Origin of the sequence: Flavobacterium bizetiae (assembly GCF_024271895.1) — a bacterium.
Taxonomy (GTDB): Bacteria; Bacteroidota; Bacteroidia; order Flavobacteriales; family Flavobacteriaceae; genus Flavobacterium; species Flavobacterium bizetiae.
The window spans coordinates 4777137-4789961 of record NZ_CP091861.1; the positions used below are offsets into that span (position 1 = coordinate 4777137).

Annotated in this window: 8 protein-coding genes; 4 read left to right on the plus strand and 4 right to left on the minus strand. The window is 36.5% G+C overall.

Annotated elements, in window-relative coordinates:
- Nucleotides 1–38: 38 nt before the first annotated feature.
- From L0669_RS19795 to L0669_RS19810, 4 genes are all read right to left on the minus strand, one after another.
- Nucleotides 39–1169 carry an acyltransferase family protein gene (locus L0669_RS19795; RefSeq protein ID WP_263759601.1) on the minus strand — a complete coding sequence of 377 codons (1131 nt, stop codon included), beginning with the start codon at nucleotides 1167–1169 and terminating at the stop codon, nucleotides 39–41.
- Nucleotides 1170–1200: 31 nt separating this feature from the next.
- On the minus strand, nucleotides 1201–3411 hold the full coding sequence (locus tag L0669_RS19800; RefSeq protein ID WP_263759602.1) for a glycoside hydrolase family 3 C-terminal domain-containing protein: 2211 nt from the start codon (nucleotides 3409–3411) through the stop codon (nucleotides 1201–1203).
- Nucleotides 3412–3417: 6 nt separating this feature from the next.
- Nucleotides 3418–5700 (minus strand): beta-glucosidase BglX, encoded by a 2283-nt coding sequence (bglX, locus tag L0669_RS19805; RefSeq protein ID WP_263759604.1) that lies wholly within the window; start codon nucleotides 5698–5700, stop codon nucleotides 3418–3420.
- Between the two features lie 312 nt (nucleotides 5701–6012).
- Nucleotides 6013–7653, minus strand: a complete 1641-nt coding sequence (locus tag L0669_RS19810) for a DUF6377 domain-containing protein (RefSeq protein ID WP_263759605.1) — start codon at nucleotides 7651–7653, stop codon at nucleotides 6013–6015.
- A gap of 379 nt (nucleotides 7654–8032) precedes the next feature.
- Between L0669_RS19810 and aspT the strand changes: the two genes are divergently transcribed.
- The 4 genes from aspT to L0669_RS19830 are packed head-to-tail and all read left to right on the plus strand — an operon-like array spanning nucleotide 8033 to nucleotide 12807.
- Nucleotides 8033–9727, plus strand: coding sequence for an aspartate-alanine antiporter (aspT, locus tag L0669_RS19815; protein ID WP_263759606.1), 1695 nt, complete (start codon nucleotides 8033–8035; stop codon nucleotides 9725–9727).
- A gap of 33 nt (nucleotides 9728–9760) precedes the next feature.
- The gene (locus tag L0669_RS19820; RefSeq protein WP_263759607.1) at nucleotides 9761–10072 is read left to right on the plus strand and encodes a hypothetical protein; all 312 of its coding nucleotides are present in this window, start codon (nucleotides 9761–9763) and stop codon (nucleotides 10070–10072) included.
- 11 nt (nucleotides 10073–10083) lie between these two features.
- A complete protein-coding gene (gene aspD, locus L0669_RS19825; protein ID WP_263759608.1) occupies nucleotides 10084–11730 on the plus strand; it encodes an aspartate 4-decarboxylase in 1647 nt (548 codons plus the stop codon).
- A 27-nt stretch (nucleotides 11731–11757) separates the two neighbouring features.
- Nucleotides 11758–12807 carry a type II asparaginase gene (locus tag L0669_RS19830; RefSeq protein ID WP_263759609.1) on the plus strand — a complete coding sequence of 350 codons (1050 nt, stop codon included), beginning with the start codon at nucleotides 11758–11760 and terminating at the stop codon, nucleotides 12805–12807.
- The last annotated feature ends 18 nt before the right edge of the window (nucleotides 12808–12825 follow it).

A 12825-nucleotide genomic window follows, 5' to 3' on the forward strand; every position in this document is an offset into this window, starting at 1 on the left:
CAGAGACAGCTTATCAATTTTATAATAATTTAATTGTTTTAATGATATTTTTTTGACAACCACTTTCTAACCGGGATATCGTATAATTTTAAAGAAACATAGGAAACTACAATACAGAGAATAAAAACTACGGATGCAACTCCAAGCGAATCTTCGAGACTAGCATTGTTTTTGGATACCCATGCATAATATACGTACAGAATTGGAAAGTGTGTGATATAGATTGGATATGATATATCGCCCAAAAAACTACACAAACGTTTCGAAACATCACTTTTAATTCTTCCGCTGGCGCCAATATAAACTACTAGAGGAAATAATAGTATAATAGTAAGGGAATCGTAAATTCCGTTGTACCATAAATTATCAGATCCTCCGACACGTGGAAATGACATAATTGCCACAATAAGAAGGCTACTCCATAAGAATGCATTTTTAATATTTCCTGATTTAAACAATCTGCGAAGCAATATTCCGGCTAAAAAAGGAAAAGCTAATCTGGTAAATCCGATGCGTAATTGTTCCGAATCCAGAGACCAGCCTCCTATTATATCTCCGTGCGGACTGAAAACAGCGAGTTGTATTAATGCAAATGCTGAAATAAGTACTAAAATCCACAATACTGTATTTGATACTTTACGTAATATTAGGGCGTAGAAAATATTGGCTATATATTCAAAAAACAAAGACCATGCTGGACCGTTTAAGGGATACATTTCTGCCCATCCTCTTATGTCTAATGATCCGGGAACTGGTATTAAAAACCAACCCAATACCATTACTACAAGAAGTTTCCAGAAAGGAGTTCCTTCTATTGCTGGAAACATAGTAGAAGCCGCATAGTAAAAACAGACTGCTCCTAATGTCATACCTATTATTATCATAGGATGCAGGCGTATGAGTCGTCTTTTGAAAAATCCGGTGAGAGACATGGTGTTCCATCTGTCATCGTAAGCGTGAGCAATTACAAAACCTGATAGAAGAAAGAAAAAATCGACTGCCAGATAACCGTGATTAATGAGTTGTTTGGTATGATCACCTCCTGAAAAAACCTCTAATATATGAAAGGCGACCACCAAAATTGCGGCTACGCCCCGAAGCCCGTCCAGAATTTCATAGTGTTTTTTAGAATCCTTGAAAACTGCTCCTTGCGAAGAAATAACATTCATTTGTATTTTATTTTTGATTTTAATGATTCTACTATTTTAGACTAAAATTAATTTTAGCTTTGATATCTGCTGATGAAGCTCCTATTATAGCTTGAAAATCTCCAGGTTCTGCAATCCATTGGTGTTCTTTATCATTGAAAAAACTTAATGCTTCTTTATCGATCGTGAAAATCACCGTTTTTTCTTCTCCCACTTTTAGGAACACCTTATCAAAACCTTTAAGCTCTTTTATTGGTCTTGGAAGCGACGATTTAACATCTGAAATATAAAGTTGAACAATCTCAGCTCCATCGCGCTTACCAGTATTTTTTATTTTTAGTGAAAAAGTAATTTTATCGTTTGGAGTGATCTTTGTTTTATCTGCTTTTAAATCGCTGTATTGAAATGAAGTATAACTGAGTCCGTAACCAAAAGGAAAGAGCGGTTTTATTTTTTCTTTCTCATGCCATCTGTAGCCAACAAAAATACTTTCCTTGTAAGTAACCTCATCTCCACCAGGAAAAGCTTTGTAAGCGTGTGCAGCATTATCTTTTAATGCAACAGGAAAAGTAAATGTCAATTTCCCCGATGGATTTACATCACCTAATAATACTGCTGCCAAAGCGCTTCCTGATTCAGAACCCAGAAACCATCCCTGAACAATAGCCGGAACTTCTTTTTCCCAAGGCATTGCTACAGCATTACCAGAAATATTTACATAAACTAAATTTTTATTGACTTTTGCCAACTCACTTATAAGTTCGTTCTGCCCGTATGGAAGTTCTAATTCTTTGCGATCATTACCTTCGCTATCCTGAAAATCACTTTTGTTAAGTCCACCAATAAAAAGTACTACGTCAGCATCTTTTGCAATTTTTAGCGCTTCATTTTTAAGTTCTTCGGCACTACGATTTTCGGTAAGATTTTGTCCGGAAACTACTCCGTTGTAATTTCCGCTGGCATCTCCTACATATCCTCTTGCGTAAATTATCTCGGCTTCAGTACCAATTCTCTTCTGAAGCCCTTGAAGAGGAGAAATCTCATATCTGGCCTTAAGCGAAGAACTTCCTCCTCCTACGGTCATCATTTTGATCGCATTCTCTCCAATAACTGCTATTTTTTTATATTTTTTAATATCCAGAGGTAATAAGGCTTCTTTATTTTTTAAGAGTACAATGCCTTCTTCTGCAATATTACGAGCTGCTGCTGCATGTTCTGCTGTACCAAAAGATCCCCAAGGTCTGTTTCTGTCCATATTGGTTCTAAAAATAAGGCGCAATATGTTTCTGATTTTTTCATCCAATTCTTTAGTCCCCACTTCTCCTGACTTTATCAAATCAAGGTAAGGTTTTGCCATATAATAATTATCGTATGCGTTGCTGGCTCCCCATGTAAGACCATCTGTCCAGGTTCCAAATTCCATGTCAAGACCATTATAAATAGACTCTTTTGTATTGTGAACTCCGCCCCAATCTGCCACTACAGCTCCATCAAACGACCATTCTTTTCTCAGGATATCCTGCAACAAAAAACTATTATGACAACCCTGCAAACCTTTGTATTTATTATACGATCCCATAACCGCCCAAACATTTCCTTTTTGAACAGCGGCTTTAAAAGCAGGAAGATAAATTTCGTAAAGTGCTCGATCGTCTACAATTACATTGACTCCGTGACGATTGGTTTCCTGATTGTTTAGTGCAAAATGTTTCACACAAGCCGCTACTCCATTCGACTGCACTCCTTGTATATAAGGTACGACCATTTCGCCAGCAAGAAAAGGATCTTCGCCCATATACTCAAAATTTCTTCCGTTTAGTGGGCTTCGATAAATATTAATTCCAGGACCCAGAATTACATTTTTGTTTCTGTAACGCGCTTCTTCTCCAAGACTTTTTCCGTACAAAAGTGACATGTTTTTGTTCCAGGTAGCAGATAACGCAGTAAGTGCAGGAAAAGCAATACACGAATCATTTGTCCATTCTGCCTGTTGCCATTCATCCCATTTTACTTCAGGACGAATTCCGTGAGGGCCATCTGTCATCCAGTTTTCAGGAATTCCTAAACGTGGTACTCCCGGTGAACTAAATTTAGACTGCGCATGCACCATCGCAATTTTTTCTTCTAATGTCATTTTCGAAAGCGCATCCTCGATACGTTGTTCTGTAGGTTTTGTATCATCAAGATATATCGGCAAAGTCTTTTGCGCCGAAACATTTAATACGGACAGCATTATAAAAGCCGTAAATAATTTATGTAACATATTTTTTTATTTTAAATTAATAGAAGCGGTCTGTAGATCGTTGCTGCTGCTTCCAATCATGATTTGAAACTCACCCGGCTCACTTACAAAATCGAGTGTGCTGTTGTAGAATTCCAACATTTCCTGAGTGATAACAAACTTTACTGTTTTGGATTCTCCTGCTTTTAAAAAGATTTTATCAAAACCTTTCAATTCTTTTACCGGTCTTGAAATACTGGCTACCATGTCTCTTATGTAGAGCTGCACTGTTTCTGCTCCGTCTTTCGATCCTGTATTTTTTATTACTACAGAAGCTGTTATTGTTTCGTTAGCCGTCATTTCAGTTGCAGTTAGCGTTATAGGGCTGTATTGAAATGTGGTATAACTTAATCCAAAACCAAATGGATACAAGGGTGCATTTTTTTCATCCATATAATTGCTTCTAAATTTTTCAAAGCCTTTATCTGATGCTGGTCTTCCTGTGTTTAAGTGATTGTAATAAAGTGGAATTTGAGCCACGCTTCTCGGGAAAGTCGACACCAGTTTTCCGCTTGGGTTTACATCGCCAAAAACTACATCTCCAATTGCTTTTGCCGCTTCGCTTCCTCCAAACCAAACATTCAAAATAGCAGGCACATTTTCCTGTTCCCAAACCAATGTCATAGGCCTTCCTGCAAATAATACGAGAACAACTGGTTTTCCTGTAGCTAAAAGTTTCTCTAAAACTCTTTTTTGTACAGGTGGAATTCCGATATCTGTACGGCTGCTTGATTCTCCGCTCATTTCAGAAGATTCGCCCATTGCTGCGATAATCACATCTGCTTTTGAAGCTGCATTAAGTGCTTCTTTAATCAATTCTTCTTCTGATCTTTTGTCCCAAGGAATATCTCTACCAAACATTGTGGCATCTTTTTGCATTTTCTCATTATCTAAAAGATTAGAGCCTTTTGCATAAATAATATTGGCTTTGCTGCCTGCAGTTTCGCGCAATCCTTCGACCAAAGTAAGAGGTTTATCCAATTTGGCTGCTACGCTCCAGGTGCCGACCATGTTTGATTTTGTATCGCCCATTGGCCCAACTACAGCAATTGTTTTAGCTTTGGATAAAGGCAAAAGATTTCCTTGATTTTTTAGAAGTACAAAACTTTCAGCAGCTGTTTTTCGTGCCACAGTTCTGTTTTCATTGGTATAAATTTCCTTCTGTGCTCTTTTATCATCACAAAATTTATAAGGATCTTTAAACAATCCTAATCTGTATTTTGCTTCAAGGACACGTCTGCAGGCCTGATCTACTTTTGCAATGTCAACTTTACCTTCTTTAATAGAAGCTGGTATTGTATTAAGAAATCCTTCTGAAACCATATCCATGTCAAGCCCTGCATTCATTGCCAAAGCCGAAGCATCTTTTAAGCTGCCAAGTCCATGATTGACAACTTCACCTACTCCGCCATAATCTGCTACTGTAAATCCTTCAAAACCCCATTGTTTTCTCAGAACATCCGTAAGCAACCATTTATTAGCATGAGCAGGAACGGCATCTACCACATTAAAAGAAGCCATTACACTTGCTACACCTTGCTCTACGGCAGCTTTATACGGATAAAAATATTCGTTGTACATGCGAATATGACTCATATCTGCAGTATTATAATCTCTTCCGGCTTCTCCTGCGCCGTATAATGCAAAATGTTTGACACAAGCCAGAATATTAAATTTTTCCGAAAATGTATTATCTTTTCCCTGGTAGCCTCTTACCATTGCCTTCGCAATTTGTCCACCCAGATAAGTATCTTCTCCGCTTCCTTCAGAAACGCGTCCCCATCTTGGGTCTCTGGCGATATCCACCATAGGACTAAAAGTCCAGCTGATACCATCGGCACTAGCCTCTTTAGCAGCAATTCTTGCCGATTCTTCAATCACCTTCATGTCCCAGGTACAGGCAATTCCCAGAGGTATCGGGAAAATAGTTTCATATCCATGAATGACATCCATACCAAAAAGTAACGGTATTTTTAGTCTGCTTTCTTCAACAGCAATTTTCTGGATTTCTTTGATTTTCTGAACGCCCTTGATATTGAACATTCCGCCCACAAGACCTTTACGAATCTTTGCTGCAATATTTGTATTGCTTCCCAATCCTGTTATAATGTCTCCTTCGCTGGGTAAATTGATTTGTCCTATTTTTTCTTCAAGCGTCATCCTGTTCATGAGACTGCTGACGAACGCATCCATTTTTTGATCTTTTTGCTGCTGGGCATTCATTTGTAATGATGCTGCCAGAAACAATACTGCTGCTAATTGTTTTTTCATATCTATTTATAATTTTATCTGCCTCAGGTTTATTTTTTAAATGAATAAATCCCGATGATGTAAAACTATAACGATATAGTACTCGCGCTGCATTGCAAAAATAAAATGTAGAACAACAAACTAATTAAAACGCTAAAAATCAAACACTTAAACACAAAACAGCATTTTAAAAAGTAGTTCATAGTTGCGAAAAATGTAGCTTAAAAAAGCAATGAAACCTGCCGTAAATACTACATCATTCCCTATACAACTTTAGCTTTCTAATATGATATCCTCATAAAAAACAGGGATTTCTGAAGATCATTATCTCTATTATAACGTATGAGATCTACTACCGGTTTTCTCGAGTTTTTTGGTGAACTCTTCTTTAGAATAAACCGTTTTATTGCGAATTTTAGTTCTGTAATTGTAAATCGTGCTCATAGAAAGCCTTAAAAATGAAGCAATTTTTTCGCTGTCTTTAATACCAAGTCTTTCAAGGGCAAAGATGCGTAGCTCTGTACTTAATATTTCTCCTTCTTTTAGCGTGATTTTTTCTCCTTCGGTAAGCAAAGCATTAAAATCTGAAGTAAATTCAGGATAAAGTTTAATGAAAACAGTATCAAATTTCCTGTATAAATCAACCAATTCCATTTCAATCGTATCATTTGATCTTAAAACATTAGTTAACTCAACGAACTGTTTGTTGACTGCTTTTTTATAAAGTTTCTTTCTGTAATCTTCCATCTTGCTTATATAAGAGGAACAGATATCAAAAAACTGAGCTATATATTCTTCCTTTATATTATTAGATTCGTTAAGCTGGTCATTGAATAGTTTAAGCCGATCATTAACAGACTGAAATTCAGTATTTAATTCCTGAAGGTTTTGAGTTGATGCTGATAGTTCTTTTTTAATTTTAAATAAACGCTTCATTTGGCGATAGATGTAAAAAATTAAAATGATCAAAAAACCACTGAGTACGCTTACCGATAAAATATAAACCTGAAGTTGCTTTTTATTTTTATCTTCTTTTTTCTGGTAGGCAGCATTAATAATCGAATAAAACTCTGACATCATCAAGGTTCTAAATTTTACATTGCAGGCTACAGCATCTTCTAAAGCTGACTTTGCATATTTATAAGCCAGATCAATATTATTATTGTAATAATTGTATATCGCAAGATTTTGTATGGCTCCCTGATCTCTTGTTGCCGTTTCTATATCAGTAATTGCTGCCATTGTATAATAATTTATTCCATCAGTATAATTTTTATTGTGCATACTTATGTTTCCTAAAAGATAGGCGCACATGGCATATTGAGATTTTTTAAGTTCCTGATTGTAGAACAAATCTTCCAGATTTGTTTTTGCCGCGCTATACTCTTTATTATCAATAGAACGCAAAGCTAAATTTACTTTATACTCTGAAGATTGCGGATCTAAAACTGCCAGCAATGAATCTCTGTAGATTCCTATTTGTTCATTGTAATATTTGCTTGGATTGTTTGTGGCGTAGTGTTCAAAAAACTCAATGTAAAATTCTAAATAGGTCTTTTTTTGATTGTCTGAAAGTGTTTTGCCCTGAACTGATTTAAGTAATTTTTCTGATTCCAGAAAACGTCCGCTTGCTGAATATAGATTTGCCAATTGCAGCACGGCATCAGTTTTAAAACTACTATATTTAATTGATTCTGAAAGTTTTACATTCTTAGTAATAAAATATAATGCCGAATCTATTTTATATTTTCTGTATTCTGTGTACAATTTTTGATTCAATGAATACTGAACTTCAAGTGAGTTTTTTCCTTTAAGTGCTTTTCTAATTTTAGAAGTTCTTTTGTCTTTTTGAGAAGAATAATCTGCTTTGTGTTCGATAGCAAAGTCCAATTTAAGGCGTAATGAATCTTTTACATTCGCAAAACAACTTACAGATAAAATAAATAAAACAGAAACTAGACTTTTCTTAAACAAAACAAAATGATTTTAGTTAGTAGTTACTTGCAAATATATGCAAATTTGCAAATTACTAAAATCATTATTTCCTTTTTGATGAGCTGCTTTTAACTTATAAATTCAGTACTTAAAATTCTGCACTTATATCTTAATAAAAATATCGGACTTCCTTTTTTTGTTAAAAATCATAATTTGAAACATTTGCCCCTGTTTTTTTGTTGCAAATTATAACTTGAAACCTGTACATCTTGAAAATATGCGATTATTCTGAGTTTGTAACATATTTTTGAATAAAATAAAAACTTCCGTTTTTCAAGGAGATACAATATCCCCTTACTCTACTCCCGCGATCTTCATCATCAATTATCGACATATAGCAAATTTAAAACAAGCAATTATGGATTGGATTATTACTACCTTAAAAGATTATCCCGAACTAGCCGTTTTTCTCACCTTATCCTTAGGTTATTTTATTGGAAAATTAAAAATTGGCAGCTTTTCTTTAGGAACCGTAACCAGCGTTTTGCTCGTGGGAGTCTTAGTTGGACAATTAGACATTGTAATTTCTCCAAATGTAAAATCGGTCTTTTTTCTCATGTTTCTATTTGCTGTTGGATATAGTGTAGGTCCTCAGTTTTTTGGAGGTTTAAAGAAAGACGGGCTTCCGCAAATGTTTTACGCCGCAATAGTATGTGTGCTGTGTTTAATATTTCCCTACTTAATAGGCAAAATTATGGGGTACGATATGGGCCTAACTGCTGGTATGCTCGCGGGTTCTCAAACTATTTCGGCTGTTATTGGCGTAGCTTCAGATACCATAAATCAATTGGGAATTCCTGCCGATCAAAAAACAGCGCTCATAAACAAAATTCCGGTCGCGTATGCGGTTACTTATATATTTGGAACAGCGGGATCAGCCTGGTTATTGGCTTCTTTAGGTCCTAAATTATTAGGTGGAAATTTGGTCGAAAAAGCCAAAGAACTTGAAATTCAGCTAGGTGGAGATGCTATTGGAGACGACCCAAGTATCGCATCTGCTTATGACAGGGTTATTTATAATGCTTATCAAATTTCGGCACTTTCGTATGCCTGTAATAAAACAGTTGCCGAAGTTGAAGCGGAACTTGAAAACAAAGGCAGACGCTTGTTTATACAACGCATTCGAAAAGGAAAAGAAATTTTAGAAGCTTCTCCAAATACAATAATTAAAGAGAATGATATTATCGCTTTGGGCGGAAGACGAGAGTTTATGATGAACTACGTTGCCGTAAATGAAAAAGAGGTTTTAGACATTGAGCTTCTTAACTTTCCTGTAGAAGTATTAAGTATACTTATTGTAAAGAAAGAAGTAACAAACAAAACCCTTAACGATTTAAGACACATCAAATTTATGCACGGTGTTGTGGTTCGATCCTTAAAAAGATCAGGAATTCAAATGCCAATACTCCCAAATACGATTTTAAATAAGGGAGATATGATTGAACTTATTGGTATTAAAAAAGATGTAGATCAGGCAGCTGAACATATTGGCTATCCTGACCGACCTACCAATTCTACCGATATGGCATTTGTTGGTTTAGGAATTGTGCTTGGTGGTTTATTTGGTGCCTTGAGTATTAAAGTTGGCGGAGTTCCTATAAGTTTAAGTACAAGCGGCGGAGCATTAATATCAGGTTTATTTTTTGGCTGGTTAAGAGGTCAGCATCCTACTTTTGGCCGTATTCCGGAGCCTGCTTTATGGGTCATGAATAATGTTGGATTAAACATTTTTATAGCCGTAGTAGGTATTACAGCAGGGCCAAGTTTTATTGTTGGGTTTCAGGAAGCCGGCTGGGGATTATTTATCGCCGGAGCTGCGGCAACTGCTATTCCGTTAATTCTCGCACTTCTTATCGGAAGGTATATTTTCAAATTCCATCCTATTATAACCTTAGGCTGTGCAGCCGGGGCACGAACTACAACCGCTGCTTTAGGAGCATTACAAGATGCTGTAAAAAGTAAAACTCCTGCCTTGGGTTATACTGTAACCTATGCAGTAGGAAACACGCTTCTTATTATCTGGGGAGTCGTCATCATATTAATCATGAGTTAAACGTATTTTTTAAAATCTATAAACATCTAAGTTATGGCAATCGATATTTCTAAAATAAAAACATCACGAGAGGTCGAAAAAACACTTCAAACTCTTAGTCCATTTGAAATTAAGAATGAATTGATTCATCTGGCAGACGAAAGCGCACTTAAATCAACCGCAATTACCCTTAATGCCGGAAGGGGAAATCCAAACTGGATCGCAACCGTTCCCAGAGAAGCTTTTTTTCTTTTCGGGCAATTTGCTTTAGAAGAATGCCGTAATGTTTTTGAAGAACAAGGTATAATGGCCGGAATTGTACAAAATAAAAACGGTGTTGCTTCTCGTTTTGAAACAAATCTATAAACATCTAAGTTATGGCAATCGATATTTCTAAAATAAAAACATCACGAGAGGTCGAAAAAACACTTCAAACTCTTAGTCCATTTGAAATTAAGAATGAATTGATTCATCTGGCAGACGAAAGCGCACTTAAATCAACCGCAATTACCCTTAATGCCGGAAGGGGAAATCCAAACTGGATCGCAACCGTTCCCAGAGAAGCTTTTTTTCTTTTCGGGCAATTTGCTTTAGAAGAATGCCGTAATGTTTTTGAAGAACAAGGTATAATGGCCGGAATTGTACAAAATAAAAACGGTGTTGCTTCTCGTTTTGAAACATTTCTGTCCCAACATAAAGATGCACCCGGTGCCGTACTTTTAGAAAAAACGTATCATTACGGAGTAGACAAACATGATTTTGATGGTGATGCCTGGATTCGCGAATGGATAGAAGCCGTAATTGGATTTAATTATCCTGTTCCGGATCGTATGTTAAGCCAAATAGAAATTGTGGTTCACGATTATTTGGTACAGGAAATGTGCGGTATTGGAAACGACAAAGGCAAATACGATATTTTTGCTGTTGAAGGAGGAACCGCCGCAATGTGCTATATTTTTGATTCCTTCATGCAAAATCACCTTACAGAACGCGGGGATAAAATAGCGCTCCTTACTCCTACTTTTACACCTTACATCGAAATTCCGCAGTTAGAGCGCTACAAATTTGATGTGGTTTACGTTGAAGCCAGCGGTGTTGGTGAAAATGGATTTCATACCTGGCAATATCCAAATTCTGAATTAGACAAACTAAAAGATCCGGCTGTTAAAGTGGCTTTTGTGGTCAATCCGAGTAATCCGCCCTCTTCTGCAATGAGCACAGAAACTTTAAATTATATAGCCGATATCGTAAAAAATCACAATCCAGAATTGATGATTATTACAGATGATGTTTATGGTACTTTCATTGATAATTTCAGATCCTTAATGGCCATTATTCCTCATAATACCATTACTGTTTACTCGTTCTCCAAATATTTTGGATGCACGGGATGGAGATTAGGAACCATCGCTATTCATCAGGATAATATTTTCGATAAAAAAATAGCCAATCTGAGTGCTGCTCATAAAAAAGAACTGCACGACCGTTACTCAACTTTGACTTTAGAACCTGAAAAAATCAAATTTATAGACCGACTTGTAGCTGATAGCCGCCAAGTGGCTTTAAATCACACGGCCGGATTATCGCTGCCGCAGCAATTTCAGATGATGTTGTTCTCTGCATTTTGTCTATTAGATACTCAGGATGTTTACAAAACCCTTACACAATCTATTATTCGCAAACGTCTCAGTTTATTGTGGGAAGGATTAGAAGTGCCTATTCTCGAAGATCCAATGCGTGCCGGATATTATTCTGAAATTGATATTATGGTTGCCGCAAAACATTTTTATGGAGAAGATTTTGCCCATTGGATGAAAACCAATTTTGAACCTGTTGATGTTCTATTCCGCCTGGCCGAAAAAACAGCAATTGTACTTTTAAACGGTGGTGGTTTTGCCGGACCGGAATGGAGTATCAGAGTTTCGCTTGCCAATCTTCCAACGGACAGTTATTTAATACTGGGGAAAAATATTCGCAAAATTCTAATGGAATACGTAACCAGCTGGGAAAATTCAACAAAATAAACTTTTATAAATAAAAACATTTCATCTATGAAAACCTTATTTACCTTACTATTATCCGTTTTATTAACAACAGGAGTTTATGCGCAAAAACTGCCAAGAATAAAAATATTGGCAACCGGAGGAACAATTGCCGGAAAAGGAGCTTCTGCAGACCGCGCGGCTTATACTGCTGGAGAATTACCAATTAAAGATTTAATTGGCGCCGTTCCAGGAATCGAAAAAGTAGCAGACATTACAGGAGAACAAATTTCGAATGTTGGAAGCCAGGATATGAGCGTTGATATTTGGATCAAACTGAATAAAAGAATCAATGAGATTTATAAAAATAATGAAGCTGATGGTATCGTAATCACCCACGGTACGGATACTCAGGAAGAAACTGCTTATTTTTTATCGTTAACGGTAAGATACGACAAACCGGTCGTGATTACAGGTTCTATGCGTCCGGCCACCGCCATAAGTGCCGACGGACCAAAGAATTTATATGACGCCGTAACTTTAGCAGCTTCTAAACAAGCGGCCAACAGCGGTGTATTACTTGTATTTAATGAATATATTTTTACAGGAAGAAGCGCTGTAAAAACGAGCACAACACATTTAAATGCTTTTTCTGCACCAAACAGCGGGCCGATTGGACAGGTTTACGACGGAAAAATCCAGATGTATGAAAGTCCGTTAAGAAAATCGAATAAAAATACTCCGTTTGACATTACGGGCTTAACCAAATTACCTGAAGTTGCTGTTGTGGAATTGTATGCAGATACTCCTGCAACTGCAATAAATGCTTATGTTGCCTCAGGTGTAAAAGGCATTGTTACAGGAGGTTTGGGCAACGGAAATCTAAATAAAATAAACTCTGATGCTGTTGTAAATGCCATTAAAAAAGGTATTGTAGTAGCCAGGGCTTCAAGAGTGCCATCCGGAAGAGTTACTTTATTTGATGAAACCGATGATAAAAAACTGGGCACTATTGTAGCCGATGATTTGATTCCGCAAAAGGCGAGAATTTTATTAATGCTGGGACTTACCAAAACCACTGATAGTAAAACATTACAAGAATATTTCTTTGAGTATTAAATAATCTTAATTGTAAAT

Coding starts and splice junctions, on each gene's coding strand:
- L0669_RS19820 (WP_263759607.1), top strand. CDS start 9,761: ATGGCAATCGATATTTCTAAAATAAAAACATCACGAGAGGTCGAAAAA.
- L0669_RS19800 (WP_263759602.1), bottom strand. CDS start 3,411: ATGTTACATAAATTATTTACGGCTTTTATAATGCTGTCCGTATTAAAT.
- aspD (WP_263759608.1), top strand. CDS start 10,084: ATGGCAATCGATATTTCTAAAATAAAAACATCACGAGAGGTCGAAAAA.
- L0669_RS19795 (WP_263759601.1), bottom strand. CDS start 1,169: ATGAATGTTATTTCTTCGCAAGGAGCAGTTTTCAAGGATTCTAAAAAA.
- bglX (WP_263759604.1), bottom strand. CDS start 5,700: ATGAAAAAACAATTAGCAGCAGTATTGTTTCTGGCAGCATCATTACAA.
- L0669_RS19830 (WP_263759609.1), top strand. CDS start 11,758: ATGAAAACCTTATTTACCTTACTATTATCCGTTTTATTAACAACAGGA.
- aspT (WP_263759606.1), top strand. CDS start 8,033: ATGGATTGGATTATTACTACCTTAAAAGATTATCCCGAACTAGCCGTT.